The 18,601-nt window shown below is 75.1% G+C and carries 16 protein-coding genes; 7 read left to right on the top strand and 9 right to left on the bottom strand.

All coding sequences use genetic code 11. The annotated features are described in order from the left end of the window. Positions 1 to 5: 5 nt before the first annotated feature. From ACFPK1_RS16495 to ACFPK1_RS16475, 5 genes are all read right to left on the bottom strand, one after another. Positions 6 to 323 carry a hypothetical protein gene (locus ACFPK1_RS16495; protein WP_378022024.1) on the bottom strand — a complete coding sequence of 106 codons (318 nt, stop codon included), beginning with the start codon at positions 321 to 323 and terminating at the stop codon, positions 6 to 8. Between the two features lie 95 nt (positions 324 to 418). Further along, entirely contained in the window at positions 419 to 1,462 is a 1,044-nt protein-coding gene (locus ACFPK1_RS16490; RefSeq protein ID WP_378022023.1) for a TerC family protein, read from the bottom strand. Positions 1,463 to 1,662: 200 nt separating this feature from the next. After that, positions 1,663 to 1,977, bottom strand: a complete 315-nt coding sequence (locus tag ACFPK1_RS16485; RefSeq protein WP_378022022.1) for a winged helix-turn-helix transcriptional regulator — start codon at positions 1,975 to 1,977, stop codon at positions 1,663 to 1,665. Positions 1,978 to 2,020: 43 nt separating this feature from the next. After that, entirely contained in the window at positions 2,021 to 2,446 is a 426-nt protein-coding gene (locus ACFPK1_RS16480; RefSeq protein WP_378022021.1) for an avidin/streptavidin family protein, read from the bottom strand. Beyond that, positions 2,443 to 3,786, bottom strand: a complete 1,344-nt coding sequence (locus tag ACFPK1_RS16475; protein WP_378022020.1) for a phosphoribosyltransferase family protein — start codon at positions 3,784 to 3,786, stop codon at positions 2,443 to 2,445. Before ACFPK1_RS16475 ends, ACFPK1_RS16480 begins: the two co-directional genes overlap by 4 nt. Before the next feature lie 235 nt (positions 3,787 to 4,021). On the opposite strand from ACFPK1_RS16475, the gene ACFPK1_RS16470 reads away from it, so the two are divergent. Both ACFPK1_RS16470 and ACFPK1_RS16465 read left to right on the top strand, forming a co-directional pair. After that, positions 4,022 to 4,804 (top strand): slipin family protein, encoded by a 783-nt coding sequence (locus ACFPK1_RS16470; protein WP_378022019.1) that lies wholly within the window; start codon positions 4,022 to 4,024, stop codon positions 4,802 to 4,804. Between the two features lie 125 nt (positions 4,805 to 4,929). Then, on the top strand, positions 4,930 to 5,490 hold the full coding sequence (locus ACFPK1_RS16465) for an Hsp20/alpha crystallin family protein (protein ID WP_378022018.1): 561 nt from the start codon (positions 4,930 to 4,932) through the stop codon (positions 5,488 to 5,490). A 70-nt stretch (positions 5,491 to 5,560) separates the two neighbouring features. Here the strand turns inward: ACFPK1_RS16465 and ACFPK1_RS16460 are convergent, their stop codons facing one another. After that, positions 5,561 to 6,037, bottom strand: coding sequence for a DUF7144 family membrane protein (locus ACFPK1_RS16460; protein WP_378022017.1), 477 nt, complete (start codon positions 6,035 to 6,037; stop codon positions 5,561 to 5,563). Between the two features lie 213 nt (positions 6,038 to 6,250). Here ACFPK1_RS16460 and ACFPK1_RS16455 point away from each other — a divergent pair, with 213 nt between their 5' ends. Further along, positions 6,251 to 7,006 carry a SpoIIAA family protein gene (locus ACFPK1_RS16455; protein ID WP_378022016.1) on the top strand — a complete coding sequence of 252 codons (756 nt, stop codon included), beginning with the start codon at positions 6,251 to 6,253 and terminating at the stop codon, positions 7,004 to 7,006. A 15-nt stretch (positions 7,007 to 7,021) separates the two neighbouring features. Here ACFPK1_RS16455 and ACFPK1_RS16450 read toward each other — a convergent pair whose 3' ends face one another. After that, on the bottom strand, positions 7,022 to 8,704 hold the full coding sequence (locus ACFPK1_RS16450; RefSeq protein ID WP_378022015.1) for a GAF domain-containing sensor histidine kinase: 1,683 nt from the start codon (positions 8,702 to 8,704) through the stop codon (positions 7,022 to 7,024). A 189-nt stretch (positions 8,705 to 8,893) separates the two neighbouring features. Here ACFPK1_RS16450 and ACFPK1_RS16445 point away from each other — a divergent pair, with 189 nt between their 5' ends. From ACFPK1_RS16445 to ACFPK1_RS16435, 3 genes are all read left to right on the top strand, one after another. Further along, positions 8,894 to 11,563, top strand: a complete 2,670-nt coding sequence (locus ACFPK1_RS16445) for a GNAT family N-acetyltransferase (protein ID WP_378022014.1) — start codon at positions 8,894 to 8,896, stop codon at positions 11,561 to 11,563. Between the two features lie 85 nt (positions 11,564 to 11,648). After that, positions 11,649 to 12,983, top strand: coding sequence for a GAF domain-containing protein (locus ACFPK1_RS16440; RefSeq protein WP_378022013.1), 1,335 nt, complete (start codon positions 11,649 to 11,651; stop codon positions 12,981 to 12,983). 146 nt (positions 12,984 to 13,129) lie between these two features. Then, positions 13,130 to 13,648, top strand: coding sequence for a universal stress protein (locus tag ACFPK1_RS16435; RefSeq protein WP_378022012.1), 519 nt, complete (start codon positions 13,130 to 13,132; stop codon positions 13,646 to 13,648). Positions 13,649 to 13,670: 22 nt separating this feature from the next. Here ACFPK1_RS16435 and ACFPK1_RS16430 read toward each other — a convergent pair whose 3' ends face one another. Continuing rightward, a complete protein-coding gene (locus ACFPK1_RS16430) occupies positions 13,671 to 16,109 on the bottom strand; it encodes a glycoside hydrolase family 65 protein (RefSeq protein ID WP_378022011.1) in 2,439 nt (812 codons plus the stop codon). A gap of 170 nt (positions 16,110 to 16,279) precedes the next feature. Here ACFPK1_RS16430 and ACFPK1_RS16425 point away from each other — a divergent pair, with 170 nt between their 5' ends. Beyond that, on the top strand, positions 16,280 to 17,782 hold the full coding sequence (locus ACFPK1_RS16425) for a long-chain-fatty-acid--CoA ligase (protein ID WP_378022010.1): 1,503 nt from the start codon (positions 16,280 to 16,282) through the stop codon (positions 17,780 to 17,782). 54 nt (positions 17,783 to 17,836) lie between these two features. On the opposite strand, the gene ACFPK1_RS16420 is transcribed toward ACFPK1_RS16425, so the two are convergent. Further along, positions 17,837 to 18,598 carry a universal stress protein gene (locus ACFPK1_RS16420; RefSeq protein WP_378022009.1) on the bottom strand — a complete coding sequence of 254 codons (762 nt, stop codon included), beginning with the start codon at positions 18,596 to 18,598 and terminating at the stop codon, positions 17,837 to 17,839. Between the last annotated feature and the right edge of the window lie 3 nt (positions 18,599 to 18,601).

Raw genomic sequence — 18,601 nt, 5'->3', positions numbered from 1 at the left:
CACCATCAGTCGATCGGCGGTACCGGATGGGGTGTCCCGCTCGGCTGGGGCTCCCAGTGGCGGAAGGCGGCGTACCCGCAGCCCGCCGCCACCGCGACCGGCCAGCTCACCAGGCCGGTCACCGCGAGTGCGGTGATCCCGAGGTAGACCGGGACCGGGTTCGCGGGCAGACGGTCCTGGACCTGGCCGACCATCGCGGCGCCCCGGCGCAGCCCGCGGTCGAAGACGTCGGCGAACCGCTCATCGTCCGGCGCCGGAGCGGCCGGAGCGGCCTGCTCCGGGCCGGCTCGACGGGTCGCGGGCTCTCCTGCTGTCGTCGTCATGCCGTGATGGTGGGACGCGCCCGGGTGCCCGACGAGGGTCGATGGTCCCGCGGTTCCCGGCGGACGGCCGTGGCGTGGGCGCCGGGCCCGGCCCCTCACCGACGGTGCACCGACGGGCGGTGTCGACCGGTCGGGCGCCGGAGGACCGGCTCGAGCTCCCGGACCTCGGCCTCGTGTGCCTCGCGGAAGGGTGAGGAGCCCTCCGGGGGCGCGACGGCGGAGACTGCACGGCCCCGCGTGGCCCACAAGCTGGCCCCGACCGCGACCGCCAGGATCACCGTGATGACGGCGAGGGAGATCGGTGTCGGGATGTAGGCCACGTCGACCTTGAGAGCCATCTTGATGCCCACCCACACCAGGACGAGGGCGAGCCCGAGCTTGAGGTAGACGAAGCGGTGCACCAGATCGGCGAGCAGGAAGTACATCGCGCGCAGCCCGAGCAGCGCGAACGCGTTGGCCGTGAAGACGAGGAACGGCTCGTCGGTCACCGCGAAGATGGCCGGGATCGAGTCGACGGCGAACACCACGTCGGTCGCCTCGACCAGGACGAGCACCGCGAGCAGCGGTGTGGCGAGCAGGACGCCCCCGCGCCGGATGAGCAGACGCTGCCCGTAGTAGGCGTCGGTCATCGGGATCAGCCGCCGGAACAGGCGCAGGACGCGGGAGCGCGACGGGTCGACATGCGCGTCGCGCTGCACCGCCATGCGCACGCCGGTGACGACGAGGAAGGCCGCGAAGAGGTAGAGCACCCACGAGAAGTTCGCGATGAGCACGGCCCCGACGGCGATGAACGCTCCGCGCAGCACCAGGGCGCCGACGACGCCGAGGAAGAGCACGCGGTGCTGGTAGGCGCGGGGCACGCCGAAGAAGCTGAAGATGACCGCCCACACGAAGACGTTGTCGACCGCCAGCGACTTCTCGATGACGTAGCCCGCGAAGTACTGCTGGCCGAACTCGGCGCCCCACACCCACCACACGGTGGCGCCGAAGCCGACCCCGAGCACGACCCACAGGCCCGACCAGGCCGCCGCCTCCCGCACCCCGCTGGCGTGGGCGCGCCGGTGCGCGACCAGGTCGACGACGAGCATCAGGACGATGCCGGCGAGCACCGCCGGCCACACCCACGTCGGAACGTCCACAGAAGCCTCCAAGTGATCACCACTCGGAGGTCTCTCCCGGCCCCGGCCACGGAGCCCGCCCCGCCGGGACCGCCACCGTCCCGGGGGACGGGGGCCATGTCCGTGATGACGACGAGGACGCGGGGGATACTCCCCTCCACCGACACCACGAGGGAAGCACATTTCGTGTATCTCAGCAACACCCGAGCCGCGTCGCCCCCTCAGAGCGGCGCGAACACGCGGAGCAGCTCGCCGATCGCGTGCTCTCGCTCGGCGGGATGGCGCAGCGGGACCGTGGGGTCCACCTCGTAGCGGTTGCGCCGACCGACCCGGACCCGGCGCACGTACCCCGCGCCCTCGAGGTCCGCGACGATCGACTGCACCGACCGCTCGGTGATGCCGACCAGCAGGGCGACGTCCCGCAGCCGGATCCCGGGATCGCGGGCCAGCGCGATCATGACGTGCCCGTGGTTGGTCAGGAAGGTCCAGCCCTGCGGCTGCTCGGGTCCACCCCGCACCGAGTCGTCCGGATTCACGAGTCCACGGTCGCACGTCGGATCCGCGCGGCGGACGGAACCGTCACGTCGACGACGCGGCGGCCGGCGTGCTCCCCTCGTGCCGGGCCGCCGCGTCCAGGCGGATGAACAGGTCCTGCCCCACCCGCGTGGAACACCAACCGGTGTGCTCCGCGCCCTCGGCGGTCAGCAGCCACGTGGCGTGCACCAGGTCGGCGTCGGGGTCGTAGCGCCCGCACCAGGTGGTCACCGAATGGGCGTTCCCCTGCTCGTTGCTCCACACCACCGTCCATCCCAGCGCCGCGTGGGCGTCGGCGGGTGGCCGCGCGTCGAACCGCCCGGCCAGCGGGTAGCGCCCCGCGGCGTGGCCGACGTGCGACTCGTAGACGCCGTTGAGCAGACCGTCGGGCGACGCGACCAGCGTCATCGTCGCGCCGAGCTCGTTCCGCCAGGTGCCGCCCGGTCCCACGAGCTCCTCCTCGCCGGTCACGACCCGACCCGGACGACGGCCCGTGGGGCACGGTCGTCGAGCGGTGCGGTCGCCCTCGGCAGGTGGCGCGCGAACCAGTCGCACGCCAGCTCGGCCGCCCGTGTGGGCGCCGCGTGCTCCCCGTCGATCGCGCCGGTGTCCATCACCACCCGCAGCCGGCTGGTCGGGGCCAACGCCTGCCGGGCCCGGCGGTTGAGCTCGACCAGCACCGGGTCCCGGTCGCCGACGACCAGCAGGACGGGCGCCGTGATCCGTGGGAGCTCCCGCGCCGCCAGGTCGGGCCGACCGTTGCAGCACACCACGGCCGCGACGTCCACCCGTCCCGCCACGGCGAGCGCCGCCGCGGCCGCCGTGCGCTCCACGAGCAGGCCGATCGGCAGGCCACGGCAGACCGGGCGGTCCCGGACGTCGGCGACGACCGCGGCGAGGCGGGTCGCGAGCATCCCGGTATGGAAGACGCGCTCGCGCACAATCTCCTCGCGGGGGGTCAGCAGGTCGACCACCAACGTCGCCAGGCCGGCGGCGCGGAGACACCGGGCGGTCTCCCGGTGTCGGGGGTCGAAGCGGCCGCTGCCGCTCGCGTGGGCGAACACGATCAGCCCGGTGGCCTCGACCGGCACCACGAGGTGTCCCGCGACGGAGGCCTGGCCGACGCGGACGTCGACGTGGGCCACCGGCTCGCCGTCGATCGGCCCGGTGGAGCGGACCGGTGCGCGTGAGCGCAGGACGGCGACGACCTCGTCGTCGTCGACGGGCGGGTGGACCGCGTAGGCCTCGCCGATCGCGCGGAGCTCGCGGGCGACCTCGAGCGTGACGACCTCGTCGGCCGCCTCCTCCAGCGCGGGCAGCGCATCGCGCGGGCAGACCGGCACCGCCAGCACGACGCGCGCCGCGCCGCGGGCACGGACCGTGCGGCAGGCCGCCCGGGCGCTGCTGCCCGTGATCGCGCCGTCGTCCACGACCACGGCGGTCCGGCCCGCCAGCGACTCCCGCGGCCGCACCGACCGGTAGCGCTCCACGATCCGTGTGACGGCCTCCCGTTCCCGGCGCTCGACCTCGGCCAGCTCCGCCTCGCTCGTGCCCACCGTGCGCGCCAGGTCGTCGTCCACCACCCGGGTCCCGTGCTCGCCGACCGCTCCCAGGGCCGCTCCGGGCTGGAACGGCACACCCAGCTTGCGGGTCACCACCACGTCCAGCGGGGCGTCGAGGGCCCGGGCGACGACGGCGGCGACGGGGACGCCGCTGCGCGCCACCCCGAGCACCACGACGTCCCCACCCGTCTGCTCCCGCAGGCGGTCGGCCAGCCGCCGCCCGGCGTCCTCGCGATCGTCGAAGATCATGGGTTCCTCCCGGGGTCGGACGCGCCGAGGTCCGGAGGCTGCGCCCGCGGCGGTGCGCTCCCCAGAAGCGATCGGTCCTCGTCGGGCAGGCCCTCCGGCCCGGATCCGGTGGCGGGATCAGGACCTGTGCCGCGCGCCGGGTGACGTCCGGTCCTGTCGGGAGGCGAGCCCCGTCGCGTCTGGTCGGGCGAGGTGGTCCGTCGAGCGCGGGCCCGACGCACCGGGAGGACACGTCATGAGCAGCATCGGGGTCTCGATCGTCCGGGAGTACGAGCGCGGGGTCGTGTTCCGGTTCGGGCGCCTGCGCGGCGTCCGCGAGCCCGGTCTGCGCTTCACCGTCCCCGTCGCCGACCGGCTCCGGAAGGTCACCCTCCGGACGGTGACGATGCCGATCGCCTCCCAACAGGTGATCACCCGGGACAACGTCTCCATCAACGTCGCCGGCGTCGCCTACTTCCGCCGGGTCGACGCGGTCAAGTGCATCGTGGAGATCGAGAACGTGCAGGCCGCGATCTCCCAGATCGCCCAGACGACGGTGCGCAACGTCGTCGGCCGCTCCTCGCTCGACGACGTGCTCTCCGACACCGAGACCCTCAACGAGTCGATCAAGGAGATCCTGGACCGGACCACGGAGCGGTGGGGGGTGCTCGTCGAGCTGGTGGAGCTCAAGGACATCGAGCTCCCCCAGTCGATGCAGCGGGCGATGGCACGCGAGGCCGAGGCCGAACGGGAGAAGCGCGGCAAGGTGATCGCCGCCGAGGGCGAGGCCCTCAGCGCCGGGAAGCTCGCCGAAGCCGCCGACGTCATCACCGACCACCCGATCGCCCTGCAGCTGCGCAACCTCCAGGTGCTCTCGGAGATCGCCATCGAGCGCAACTCCACCATCGTCTTCCCGGCCCAGTTCCTCGACAGCGTCCGGGACCTGGGGGCGTTCGTCGCCCAGGAGTCGGCCGCGCCGCGCCACCGGTCCGCCCGTCCCGCCACCGAACGCACCGACGGTGCCCCCGTGCCGGCGTAGGACGCCGCGCGAGGCCCTCGGTCGCCTCCCGACGGGTCCACCGGCCCTGCTCCGGTCGCGCGGAGGGTGACGGACTGGTGGCCCGGCCGCCGGACGGCCGGAGCCCGACCCACGGGAGGACCACGATGGCCACCACGACCGGCGCGCGACGCGCCGCGACCCGAGAACCAGACACGACCGGCCGGGCGCCCGCGACCCGGATCGAGACCGAGCCCGAGACCGGCGCGGCGTCACCGGACACCGGCGCGGCGCCCACCGGCTTCCCCGCCGCCCTGCTGCGCGGTGTCCGCGCCGTCATCGACACGATGGGAGCGCCGGTGTCGGACAGCCTGCTCGGACGTCACCCGCGCCCGGCCCCGATCACCCTGGACGAGCGCGTCGAGGACGGCGCCGTCGTGGTCGAGGCGGAACTGCCCGGTGTCGGCCCCGACGCCATCACCGTCGCCGCGGAGGACGGACGCCTGACGCTGCAGGCGGATCGGGAGCCCGAGCCGGCGAGCGGCGTGCTGCGTCGCCACGAGCGGCGCACGGGCCGCTTCGCCCGCGACCTCGCCCTGCCGCCGCACACCGACCCGACGACGATCACCGCGACCTACGCCGACGGGGTCCTGACCGTCCGCGTCCCCCTGCCCGCGCCGCCGGCGCCGGTGGACCGCGTGGAGATCCCCGTCCGCCACCACCGTTGATCCCGCGGAGCGGTGCGCCGGAGGCGTCGCCTCCGGCGCATCGCCGGGCGGACTCGGTCCCACACGCCGGTCACCGGGTACGCAGCGGCTCGCCCCAGGTCGTGATGAGCGCGTAGAGGATCACGACGTCCAGCGCGATCACGACGATCGACCAGACCGGTGCGACCGGGATGATGGTCAGGTGCACGATCGCGCTCAGTGCGACGAGCCCGATCCCGGCACCCCGGGCCCAGCCCGGCGCCTCGCCGAGCAGCGTCGCCCCCACGATCGCGACGAGCGCGCCCAGGATCAGGTGGACCCATCCCCAGGTGGCCCACGACAGGACGAGCACCGTGCCCGTGGCGGTGACGAAGTACGTCGGGGTCAGGATGGCCGCCAGGCCCTCGATCACGCCGAAGACGCCGACCACCAGCATCACGATCGCGCCGAAGCGCACCCAGCCCGCCCAGGCGCTCGACTCCTGGGCCTGCGCCGGCGCCGGCACCCCTGACATCCCGTTGGGTCGCGTCCGCGGTCCCGGACGTGCCTCGGTGGTCTGCTCGCTCATGACTCCTCCGCTCTGCGGTCGGGATCGGCCCGCCGGTCGGCGGGTTCGTCGTGACCGTCGCCCCGAGGCCGGCGCGGGGTCAGGGACCAACGGCCCGTCTGCGGGCGACCCCGGTCCCCGGCTCGCGGCGTCGCGTCTCTCCGGGACCAGCGACCCGGGCGTCCGGGCCGTCCGGCCGGTGTCCCCGGCGGCCTGCGGGAGTGCACTCGACCCATGATCGAGACATATCCGGACGTCCCGTCGGGCATCGACGCGGTCCGCGCGGTCGGCACCCTGAGCCGGGAGGACTACGACACGGTCGTCGTGCCCATGCTCGAGGCCGCCGCCCGGGAGGGCCGCCGCCTGCGCTTCCTCTGCATCGTCGACGAGGAGTTCCGCGGCCTCACCCCCGACGGCGCGTGGGCCGACGTCAAGCTCGGGCTCGCCGCGATGCGCAACCTCGAGGGCTGTGCCGTGGTCAGCGACCTCACCTGGGTGCGCGAGATGACCCGGCTCGCCGGCTTCTTCCTGCCCGGGCACGCCCGGGTCTTCGGCGCCGCTGAGCGCGACGAGGCCCTGCGCTGGCTGGAGTCGCTGCCGGGACGGCCGGCCACCGTGCGCGTCGACCCGGCCGCCGGCGTCGTCGTGGTCGACGTCGATCAGGCGCTCCGCCGCGAGGACGTCGAGGCCATCGCCTCGGCGGTGGACGGCTGGCTCGCCGACCACACCGAACTGCCCGGGCTCGTCCTGCACGCCCCCTCGTTCCCGGGATGGGAGAACGTCGGAGCGCTCGTGCAACACCTGCGGTTCGTCGGCGGGCACCAGCGCCGCATCGCCCGCGTCGCCCTGGCCGTCGACGGCCAGCCCGTCGGGGTCGCCGCGCGGATCGCCGGCACGCTGCTGCACCCGGAGGTCCGGCACTTCGCCTTCGCCCAGGTCGACGAGGCGAGCGTGTGGGCGGGCGCGGGGGCCCACGCGGAGACGGCCTGAGCGGCACCGGAGCGGTCAGACGCCCTCGCCCGAGGCGGGCGGGTCGAGGGGGACCCACCAGGTCAGCCGGGTGCCCGGCCCGGTCGGGCGCCGGCCCACCGTCGCGTCCCCACCCAGGGCCTGCGCCCGGGCCACCAGGTTGGCCAGCCCGCTGCGTGCGACGGTGTCGGGGATGCCGACCCCGTCGTCGGTGACGTCGACCGCCAGCACGTCGTCCACCGACACGGTGACGACGACCGAGGACGCGCCGCCGTGACGCACCGCGTTCGAGACACCCTCGCGCACCACCGCCTCGGCCTGCACCGCGAGGTCCTCGGGCACGGCGTGCACGGCACCGGACAGCCGGACCACCGGCTCGACGTCGACGTGCGCCGACATCTCCGCGACCGCCCCGCGCAGTCGGCCCCCCAGCCCCGGCGCGCCGCCGACGGCGTGCAGGTCGAAGATGCTCGTGCGGATGTCCCGGACGATGCCGTCGACCTGGTCGACCGCCTCGTTCATCCGCCCCGCGGCCACGGGGTGGCCCCGCAACCGGGCCTGCGTGGCCTGCAGCCCCAGCCCGAGAGCGAACAGGCGCTGCAGCACGTGGTCGTGCAGATCCGCAGCGATGCGCTCCCGGTCGTTCGCGATGTCGAGCTGTCGGCGGGCGCGCTGCGACTCGGCCAGCCGCAGCACCAGCGCCGCCTGGTCGGCGAAGGACGCCACGGTCGACAGGCCCTCGGTGTCGAGGTCGTCGGCGTTCGCGCGGCGCACGACCACCAGCACACCGGTGATCATCTCGGCCCCGTCGAGGGGCACGAGCAACGCCTTGCCCAACCGGTGGTCCTCTCCCTCCACGGCGAGCACGAGGTCGTCCTCGACCCGCGGTGTCCGGGTCCTGGCGACCGCCGCGAGCGGTGACGCCTCCAGCGCCACCCGGGCGCCGACCGGCAGGCGGTCCTCCAGCCCGACGCTGACCGTCACCCGCACCGGAGGTGGGGGCTCACCGTCGCTCGTCACCGTCGGCGGAGTGGTGATCACCGCTCCCACCGCGTCGGTGAGCTCCGTGGCCCGCTCCGCGGCGAGCACCAGCACCTCGGTCGGGTCGGCGCCGGCGAGGACCTGGGTGGTGATCTCGCCGGACGCCTCGAGCCAGCGCTGCCGACGCTGCGCCTGCGCGACCAGCCGCCGGGTGTCCTGGTGCAGCCGGGCGTTCTCCACCGCGACCGCCGCGGCCGCGGCGAGCGCGACCATCACCGCCTCGTCGTCGTCGGTGAACCCTCCGTGGCGCTTCTCGGTCAGGTACAGGTTGCCGAAGACGACCCCGCGGATGCGGACCGGCACGCCGAGGAAGCTGTCCATCGGCGGATGGTGTGGCGGGAAGCCGACCGACGACCGGTGTTCGTGCAGGTCCGCGAGCCGCAGCGGCTCGGGACGGCGGATCATCTCGCCCAGCAGGCCGTGTCCCCGGGGCAGCTCGCCGATCCGGCGCCGGGCGTCCTCGTCGAGCCCGGTGTAGACGAAGCGGGCCAGTCCGGCACCGGCCTCGTCGAGGACACCCAGGGCCCCGTAGCGGGCGTCCACCAGCTCGACCGCCGCCTCCACGATCCGGCGCAAGGTCGCGTCGAGGTCCAGCCCCTCGGCGATCGACGTCAACGACGAGAACAGCGCGGCGATCCGCTCCGGGCTCGCCGCGCCGCCCTCGGTGACCGTCACCACGGCGCCCTCCCTCCGCAGACGGACTCCGGCGGCCATCGTCGTCCCCTCCTGGATCGGCCACCAGGGGCGGAGGTCCCGAGGACGACGGCTCTCGTTGCCGGGGCAGGCACCACGACGGCGGCCGTGGTCCCGCGGACGACGGCCCGTCGGCCCTGCCGGACGCAGGGTCGCAGCGCCTGGGATGGAGCCATGAGCGTCCTCGACCGGTCCCCGAACGCCCTCCACGAGCGGGTGGTGCTCGCCGACGGGAGCACCGTCGACATCTGCCGGCTGGACGCCGCCGACGCCGGCGCACTCACCCGGCTGCACCGGGACCTGCCCCTGCGGGACCGCTGGCTGCGCTTCGCGACCGTCTCCCGGGAGGGGCTCGAGGAGTACGCGGCCGGGGCCGCGACGGGTGAGCAGGTGTGGGGCGCGTACCTCGGTGCCGAGCTGGTCGGCGCCGTGCACCTCGCCACGGCCGACCACGACCCGCAGCAGGCGGAGGTCGGGCTGGCCGTGAGCCACCGCATGCAGGCGCACGGGGTGGGGACGGCGCTGCTCGAACGGGCGGTGCGGGAGTCGGCCCGTCGCGGTATCCGGGACTGGACCGCGGAGGTCCTCGCCGAGAACACCGCGATGCGGCGGGTGTTCTCGGATCTCGGGCTGCCGGTCGAGCGCCGCCAGGACGGCCCGTCGCTCCACATCGCGATCACGCTGCCCGATCCCGACGATCCCGCCGCCGCCACCGCGTACACCACGGCCGCGTTCGCCCGGGCTGCCCACGCCGCCCGCGCGGGTCTCGGACCGGTGCTGCGGCCACGGTCGATCGCCGTGATCGGGGTGAGCCGGCGTCCCGGTTCGGTGGGGCGCGCCGTCCTGGACTCGCTGGTCGCGGGCCACTTCACGGGCCGGCTGCACGTCGTGCACCCGCACGCCTCGGTGATCGCCGGCGTGCCCGCGGCTGGGTCGGTCGACCTCCTGCCGGCGCCGCCGGACCTCGCCGTGCTCGCCACGCCCCCGGAGACCCTGCCCGAGCTCGTCGAGGCCTGCGGACGGCGCGGGACCCGGGCAGTCCTGATCGTCACCTCCGGGCTCGCGGCCGCCGGCGTCGACGGGGCCGTCCTCGACGCCGTCCACCGGCACGGGATGCGCCTGGTGGGGCCGAACTGCCTCGGAGCGATCAACACGGAGCCGGAGGTGCGGCTCGACGCGACGTTCGCCCCGGGCCCGGCACCCCGCGGTCCCGTCGGCGTGGTGACCCAGTCCGGCGGGGTGGCGATCGCGGTGCTGGAGGCGCTGCGCGGTCTCGGCCTGGGCGTCTCCACCCTCGTCTCCGTCGGCGACCGCTACGACGTGAGCAGCAACGACCTCCTGGCGTGGTGGTCCGAGGACACCACCACCGAGGTCGCGGTGCTGCACGTCGAGTCCTTCGGCAACCCGCGCGCCTTCTCCCGCCTCGCCCGCCGCCTGTCGGCCCGCGTCCCGGTGCTGGCCGTCCGCGCGGCGAACAGCGAGGTCGGGGCACGGGCCGCCGCCTCGCACACCGCCGCCTCGGCCACCCCCGCGGTGCGCCGTGACGCGCTCTACCGCCAGGCGGGGGTGCAACCGGTGGACGACCTCGGTGAGCTCGCCGGCGCCCTCGCCGCCCTGTGCACGAGCTCGCCCGCGCCCGGCGACCGGATCGCGGTGCTCGGCAACGCCGGCGGCACCAACGTGCTGGCCGCCGACGCCTGCGTGGCGGCGGGACTCCGGGTGCCCCCGCTGGCGCCGGCCACCCGGGAGCGTCTCGACGCCCTGCTCCCGGCGACGGCGACCACGACCGGACCCGTCGACACCACCGCCGCGGTCGACGCGACGACCTTCGCGTCCTGCCTCGAGGTGCTGCGCGATGCCGAGGAGGTCGACGCGGTCCTCACCGTGACCTGCCCGACCGCGCTCGGCGACCCCGGTGCGGGCCTCGGCCGCGTCCTCGCCGCTCCGGGGCGCCGCGACATCCCCGTCGTCACGGTCGCCCTGGGCCAGCGGCCGCGGACCACCAGGGTGAGCGACCCGGCCGGTCTCGCCCGCGCGGCGTCGTTCGCCGACCCCGCCGACGCCGTGCGCGCCCTCGCCCACCTCGTCCGGCGCGGCGCGGACCTGGCCCGCGAGCCGGGTCGACCGTTGTCCGCGGACGAGCACCCGGTGGACCTCGCGGCGGCCCGGGAGGTCATCGCGGCCGCGCTCGTCCGCGCGCCGGAGGGTGGCTGGCTGGACCACGGTGAGTGCAGTGCCCTCCTGGGCGCCGCGGGCCTCGAGCTGATCACCGGGCAGACCGCCGCGACGGTGGAGGAGGCCGTCGCCGCCGCGCGGGACGTCGACGGGCCCGTGGCGCTGAAGGTCGTCGCCGAGGGCGTGGTGCACAAGTCCGAGCGAGGGGGCGTCGCCCTGGCGGTGCAGGGCGACGCCGCCGTGCGCGCCGCGGTGGAAGGGTTCGCCGCACGCTTCGGCGACGCGTGGCGGGGCACCATCGTCCAGCCGATGGCCCCGCCCGGTGTCGAGATGCTCGTCGGCGTGGCCGGCGACCCCGACTTCGGCGCGCTCGTCACCGCCGGTCTCGGGGGCACGGACACCGACGTCGCGGACCGCCGCTGGCACCGGCTCGTCCCGATGACCACCACCGACCTCGGCGAGCTCCTCGACGAGCTGCCCCTGCGTCGGGGCGTCGCCGCGCGGCTGGTCGACCGTGACCGGCTGGCCGTCGTGATCGCCCGCGTGGCCCGGCTGGCCGAGCTGCTGCCCCAGATCGCCGAGATGGACCTCAACCCCGTGATCTGCACCCCGGACGCCTGCCGGCTCGTCGACGCCCGGGTCCGCGTGGCGCTCGCCGCCACGTGGTGATGCGCTGCAGGCTCACTTGACACGTGATCCGGTCAGAGCACGATGGGCTGGCAAGCTCCATCGAGCGGCGTCCCTGCGAGGTGTCGTGCCCGACCGCCCCGAGCCCGCGACCCCGTCGACGGGACTCGCCTTCCCCTCGGTCGCCCGGCTCGAGTTCGACGAGCTCCTCGACCAGCTCATCGCCCGCGCGGGCGAGGTCAAGCTCACCCAGGGACGGCTGCGCGGCCTGCTCGACGCCACCCACCACATCACCGCGGGCCTCGAGCTCGACGATCTGGTCCAGCGCATCGTCGAGAGCGCCCGGACGCTGGTCGGCGCCCGCTACGCCGCGCTGGGCGTCGTCCGGGAGAGTCGCCTCATCCGTTTCGTCCACGCCGGCATGGACGACCTCACCGTGGAGCGCATCGGCGAGCTCCCGCAGGGCAAGGGCGTGCTGGGCACCCTCATCGACGACCCGCGGCCGTTGCGGCTGCAGGACCTCGCCACCCACCCGGCGTCGGTGGGCTTCCCCGAGCACCACCCGCCGATGCACTCGTTCCTCGGCGTGCCGCTGCTGGCCGGCGGCACCGTGTACGGCAACCTCTACGTCACCGAGAGTGCCCACGAGGGCGGCTTCACCCCCGACGACGAGCAGCTCCTGACGGCCCTGGCCGGTGCGGCCGGGATCGCGGTGGAGAACGCGCTGCTGCTGGAGTCCGCGCGGCGCCGCGAGCGCTGGCAGGCGGCATCGGCGCGGCTGGCCCGCAGCCTCCTGTCCGGCGACCTGGCGCCCGAGGCGGAGATCCAGCACCTGCTCGACACGGCGGTGGACGTGGCCCGCGCGCACGGCGCGGCCGTCACGGAGGTCGCCGACGCCGAGCCGGGGACCGCGCACGTCACCGCGGCGGCCGGCGGTGTCGCGGACTGGGCGGGGCGCTCGGCGGGGACCGCCGGCTCGATCACCCAGGCCGCCCTCGACGCGGACGGCCCGGTGCTCGTCGCGGACGCCGTCGTCGATCCCCGCACCACCACCGTCGTCGACCGCGCCCCCGAGGTCCGGTCCGTCCTCGCCGTGCGCCTGGCCACCTCGCCCGGAGGGCCGGGCACGCGGTCGGTGCTCACCCTGACCCGGCCGGCGGGCGAGGACGTGTTCGGGGCGATCGAGGCCGAGATGCTGCACGGCTTCGCCGCCCACGCGACGACGGCCCTCGAGCTGGCCCGCGGCCGGCGCGACCGCGAGGCCGTCCGGGACCTCGAGGAACGCGAACGGCTCGTGCTCGCGCTCTCCGAGCAGGTGCTCCAGCGTGTACAGCGGGTCGGGCTGGCACTCACCAGCAGCGCCTCGGGCGCCGACCCGCCGCTGCGGGACGAGCTACTCGCCCAGGTCACCGAGCTCGACGACGTCATCCGCGCGGTGCGCGACACGGTCTTCCCCCGGTAGGACCCCGCGGGGCACCGAACCCCCGCCACGACGGGACCTCCAGAGGGACCTCCGGCCCTGATCGCCGCGGCGCGGAGCGCGGATCGTCGTGGGTGCGCCGTCAGTTCGGCGCCCCCCGTGCGCACCCCGTCCAGAGGAGCACCACCGTGGCCACATCCGCCGAGCCCCAGCAGGACACCAGAGGGACACGTCGCGAGCACGGCCGCGTGGTCGTCGGCGTCGACGGCTCACCGGGGTCGCGCGCCGCGCTGCGGGAGGCGCTCCTCGCCGCCGATCGCCACGGGGACAGCCTCGAGGTCATCACCGCACCGCTCACGGAGGCCGAGCTCGGGGCCTGGGGCACCGGTGCGTGGCCCGCCGTGCCCCTGCCCGGTCCCGACCGCGTCCTCGGGGCCGCGCGGCGAGCGGCGCAGGACATGGTCGACGACGTCCTCGTGGAGCTGCGCGGCCGGCTGCGCACCCCGGCGCGCATCGACGTCCGCGCGGTTCCCGGTCACCCCGCGCAGGTCCTGGTCCGCGCCGCGCACGGCGCCGACCGGCTGGTCGTCGGCCACCGCGGACGCGGGGCGGTGGGCAGCCTGGTGCTGGGTTCGGTCGGGCTGCACTGCCTGGCCGCGGCCCCCTGCCCGGTCACCGTCGTCCCGCCGGTCGACGACGGGGCCTGACGACGGTCCTGACGGACCGCGCTCACGGCACCGGCTCGCCGACGCCCGGTTCCTCGTCCTCGAGGACTCCGACCGCGGTGAACCGCGTCGACTCCCCCGGCTGCAGCGAGCGCACCTCGTCACCGCACCCGACCCGCACCGGCCCACCCGGGCCCGGCGCCACCGCCACCTGGACATCGCGGCCGGACACGACCACCGCGAGCGAGCGCCCCCGGTACTGCAGCGAGAACTCCAGGCGCCCGAACCGGCGTGGCCAGTGCGGGTTGAACCACAGCGCGTCGTGCCGGGTCTCCAGACCGGCGAAGCAGCGCTGCAGGAGGTCGACGCAGCCCGCCATCGCCCCGAGGTGGATGCCCTCGGCGGTCGTCCCGCCCTGCACATCGGCGATGTCGCTCTGCAGCACCTGCTCGAAGAGCTCGAGGGCGCGGGCGCGATGCGCCCGGGCGAGCACCCAGGCGTGCACGAGCGCGCTGAGCGTGGACCCGTGGGTGGTGCGCGCCCGGTAGTACTCGATCGTCCGCGGGATCGTCTCGGGCGGGAGCGCGTAGCCGAGGTCGGCGAGCAGCAGACGCAGCTCGTCGGCGGAGAAGACGAAGAACAGCATGAGGACGTCGGCCTGCTTCGAGGCCTGGACCTCGTCGACAGACCGGCCCTCCGACTCGAGGATCCGGTCGAGCCGCCGGATGTCGCCGTAGCGGCGGCGGTAGCCGTCCCAGTCCAGCTCCGGGAGGTCCCGGTAGCCCTCGAACTGGCTGATGATGCCGTCCGGCGCGATCGGCACGTACATCCGGCGACCGATGTCGCGCCAGCGCACGAGCTCGGCGGCGGTGATCCCGAGGCTCTCGACCAGCTCGTCGCGCCGCGTGCCCGGCAGCACGGCGAGCACGTCCTGCGCCCGCGCGAGCACCCACACGGCCATGACGTTGGTGTAGGCGTTGTCGTCCACGCCCGGCGTCTCGGAGCCCGGGTAGCGGGTGCTGTACTCGTCGGGGCCCATCACGCCCCGGATGCGGTAGCGGTCCCGCGAGGGGTCGTAGGTCGTCACCCCGGCGAAGAACCGGGCGATCTCGAGGACCGCCTCGGCGCCGTGGTCGGCGAGGAACTCGAGGTCGGCGGTGGCCTGGTAGTACTGCCAGATGTTGTAGGCGACGGCCAGCCCCACGTGGCGCTGGAGCGCACTGGTGTCGGGCGTCCATCGTCCCGAACGCGGGTTGAGGTGCAGGCGCTGGCTCTCCTCGCGGCCGTCGCTGCCGGACTGCCACGGGTACATCGCGCCGGTGTGGCCGGCCTCGCGTGCGGCGCGGCGGGCGGCGTCGAGCCGCCGGGTCCGGTAGCGCAGCAGCGCCCGGGCGAGCCCGGGCGACCGGACGGTCAGCAACGGGAAGACGAAGAGCTCGTCCCAGAAGACGTGCCCGCGGTAGGCCTCGCCGTGCAGCCCGCGCGCGGGGATCCCCGCGTCCAGCTCGAGGTCGTGCGGCGACAGCGTCTGCAGCACGTGGAACAGGTTGAGCCGCACACTGCGCATCGTCTCGGCGGTCCTGGCCGGGGGGCCGTCGCTGAGGTCGCACCGGAACCGTCGCCACAGGTGCTCCCAGGCGAGCTCGTGGGTCTCGAGGAGCGCGTCGAAGGTCGGCGCCTCGTCGACGGCCGCCGTGGCGGTGGTCGCGGGATCGGCGATCGCCGGGTCGCGCGAGGTCACGAGCGCGGCGATCTTCTCGACGGCGACGGGCTCCCCGGCCCGTAGCTCGCGGTCGACGACCAGGCGCACCCGGTCGGGGGTCTCGCACAGGCGCGGGGAGCCGTCCGCGCCCGCGACGCGGACCCGCACGGCCTCGGAGACCAGGATCCGCGATCGACGGCACCGGGCGGTCAGCAGGACCGTGTCCGGACCGGGCCGGCTCGTCTCGAGCGTCTCGAGGTGCCGGGCTCCCAGGTCGCGGTACCGGGCCACCCCCGTGTTCGCCACCCGCCCGTCGATCCCGGCCTCGATGCGGATCCGCCCCGACCAGTTCTCGGCGGTCACCACCGTGTGCAGCCCGGCCAGGGCGGAGTGGGCCATGTGGACGACCCGGCGCTGACGCACCGTCGTCCGCCGCCCGCCCGGATCGACGAAGCGCAGGACTCGGACCAGCAGGCCCCGTCGCAGGTCGAGCTCGACGCGGTGCTCGACGGCCGTCTCGGCGCAGAGCTCGACCTCGTCGTCCAGCACGACACGGAGGTCGAGCCAGTCCGGGAGGTTGACCATGCTCTCGTTCTCGACCGTGACGCCCTCGATCTCGTCACGCAGCCGGTCGTAGCAGCCCGCGGCGTAGGTGCCCGGGTAGTGCACGCCGTCGGCGACCGCTTCCGGCGCTGCTCCTCGGGTGGCGAACCGTCCGTTGCCGAGGGTGGACAGCGCCTCGCGACGGCCCTCGTCGTCGGGGTCGAACCCCTCCCACACCACCGTCCAGGCATCCGGCACGTCGTCGAGCCTGCGGTGGCGCGGTAGGCGCGGCCAGGGACGGTCGGCGCGGGCCGGGGGGCCGATGGCCCCGGTGACGGGTCTCGCGGGTGGCCGGCCCGGGCCTTTCGGTCCTGGTCGCGGGCCCGTCGCGGTCCGAGGCTGGTGCTGATCGGCGAGCGGAGGAGAACATGTCGCTGAACCTGGCCGTCCTGCTGCGGGAATCCGCACGGCGCCACCCGCACCGCACGGCGATCATCGCCGACGAGCGCCGCATGAGCTGGGCGGAGCTGGACGCGGCCGCAGACCGGTTGGCCGAGGGCCTGCGCCTCCACGGGTTGGGCCCCGGCGACACCGTGGCGCTCCAGCTGCCGAACGTGCCCGAGTTCCCGATCGCCTGGTTCGGGATCCTCAAGGCCGGGCTCGTCGCGGTGCCGATGAACGTGCTGATCGCGGACCGGGAGATCGCCGCTGTGCTGGCCGACTCGGGTGCGCGCACGCTGCTGACCTGGACCGGGTGCGCCGACGAGGCCGCCGCGGCCGCCGCGGAGGTCGGGCTCGATGCGGTGTTCGTGCTGGGCGACGGGCCGGGTCGGCCGTTTGACGAGCTGCTCGCGCACCCGCCGATCGATCGCGACGGTGTCCTCGTGCCCCGCGATCCCGGCGACGTGGCCGCCGTCGTCTACACCGCGGGCACCACGGGCCGCCCCAGGGGCGCCGAGCTCACCCACTTTCAGCTGTTCATGAACGCCGACACGCCGGGGCGCGTGCTCGGCATCCGCGAGGACGACGTCGTGCTGGTGGCGCTGCCGCTGTCCGGAGTCTTCGCCCTGTCCGGCCAGCTCGACGTCTGCACACGCTTCGGGGCCACGATGTCGCTGGTGCCCCGCTTCGAGGCGGGCCGCGTGCTCGAGGTGATGGAACGCGACGAGGTCACCGTCTTCGAGGGCGTCCCGACGATGTACGTCTCGTTGCTGGAGCACCCCGACCGAACGAAACGCGATCTGCGGCGGCTCCGCGTGGGCATCTCGGGGGGCGACCACCTGCCGGCCGGCGTGCTCGACGCGGCCGAGCGTGCATTCGGCATCGTCGTGCTGGAGGGCTACGGGCTCTCCGAGACCGCCTCGAGCGCCACCGTCAACTCGAGCGCCGAGGACCGTCGCGTGTACAGCGTCGGCAAGCCCCTCTACGGCGTCGACGTCCAGGTGCGCGACACCGACGGGCGCCGCCTGCCCGACGGCATCGACCACGTCGGCGAGCTGGTGGTGCGGGGGGTCAACGTGATGCGGGGGTACCGCGGGAACCCCGAGGCCACCGCCGCCACCCTGGTCGACGGGTGGCTCCGCACGGGCGACCGGGGCTACATCGACCAGGACGGCTACGTCTTCGTCGTCGGGCGGACCTCGGAACTGATCATCCGCGGCGGGTACAACATCCACCCCCACGAGGTCGAGGAGGTGCTGTACACCCACCCCGCGGTCCGCGACGCCGCCGTGATCGGGGTACCCGACCCACGGCTCGGCCAGGAGGTGCACGCCGTCGTCGCGCTGCACCCCGGCGCGAGCGCCGACGAGCAGGAGCTCATCGACTACGTCCGCGAGCGCCTCTCGTCCTACCAGTATCCGCGGTCGGTCGAGTTCCGCGACGAGCTGCCGGTCGGGGCCAACGGGAAGGTCCTGAAGCGGGCGCTCTGAACGCCGGACCGACGAGCCCCCGGACGCGGCCTTGCTGGAGGACCCCGGGCCCGCTCACGGTTCGTGCCGGGCGGCCGTCCGCGCGGTGCCGGCGCCGGCCAGCGGGATCGGCGGCACGACCACCACGGGACACGCGGCGTGCCGCACCACCCCGGGCGTCGCGCGGTGGTGGAACCACGCGTCGTCGACGCCGAGGACGAGGAGCTCCGCCCCGCGCGCCCGGTCGCCCAGTGCGCGGTCGACGTGGTCACCGCCGGTGACCCGGACCGCCACCACCGGCGCACCGCGGCGGTGTGCGTGGTCGGCGGCGTAGCGCCACGCGCCCTCGCAGCCCGCGGTGCCGTCGTCGCCGACCACGACCGGGGCGTGGTCGCCGTGCGGCGCGAGGGGGTCGTAGTCGACGGGCACGACGGCCAGGGGGACGTCGATGTGCCCGGCCAGCCCGCGGACCACGCCCCCGAGCAGCCGGTCACCCACGCGCCCGAGGCCGTCACTGCCGACGACGACCAGCTCCGCCTCGCGCGCCTGCTGCCGCAGCACCGGCACGGGCCCGCCCCGGACCACCCGGGTCTCGATCGCCAGGTCCGGCGCGACCTCCCGCGCGATCGTCGCCGCGGCGTGCAGCGCGTCGCGGGCGCGGCCCCGCAGCGCGGGGACGACGGCCAGGCCCCAGCCGGGGTGGTGGCCGATCGGAAGGACCAGCGCGTGCACCAGACGCAGGTCGAACTCACCGTCGCGCGCCTCGGCCGCGGCCCAGCGCACCGCGCGCTCGTCGGGTTCGAGCCCGACCCCGACGACCACCACACCATGCCTCACGAT

The organism is Actinomycetospora rhizophila, assembly GCF_042657905.1.
GTDB classification, from domain to species: domain Bacteria; phylum Actinomycetota; class Actinomycetes; order Mycobacteriales; family Pseudonocardiaceae; genus Actinomycetospora; species Actinomycetospora rhizophila.
Note: the sequence above shows the minus strand (reverse complement) of the source record. Positions and strands in the feature narration are given on the sequence as shown.

Bases quoted from the DNA above. Each gene is read 5' to 3' on its own strand.
- ACFPK1_RS16425 (WP_378022010.1), top strand. From the start codon at position 16,280: ATGTCGCTGAACCTGGCCGTCCTGCTGCGGGAATCCGCACGGCGCCAC.
- ACFPK1_RS16460 (WP_378022017.1), bottom strand. From the start codon at position 6,037: ATGAGCGAGCAGACCACCGAGGCACGTCCGGGACCGCGGACGCGACCC.
- ACFPK1_RS16455 (WP_378022016.1), top strand. From the start codon at position 6,251: ATGATCGAGACATATCCGGACGTCCCGTCGGGCATCGACGCGGTCCGC.
- ACFPK1_RS16475 (WP_378022020.1), bottom strand. From the start codon at position 3,786: ATGATCTTCGACGATCGCGAGGACGCCGGGCGGCGGCTGGCCGACCGC.
- ACFPK1_RS16495 (WP_378022024.1), bottom strand. From the start codon at position 323: ATGACGACGACAGCAGGAGAGCCCGCGACCCGTCGAGCCGGCCCGGAG.
- ACFPK1_RS16445 (WP_378022014.1), top strand. From the start codon at position 8,894: ATGAGCGTCCTCGACCGGTCCCCGAACGCCCTCCACGAGCGGGTGGTG.
- ACFPK1_RS16470 (WP_378022019.1), top strand. From the start codon at position 4,022: ATGAGCAGCATCGGGGTCTCGATCGTCCGGGAGTACGAGCGCGGGGTC.
- ACFPK1_RS16465 (WP_378022018.1), top strand. From the start codon at position 4,930: ATGGCCACCACGACCGGCGCGCGACGCGCCGCGACCCGAGAACCAGAC.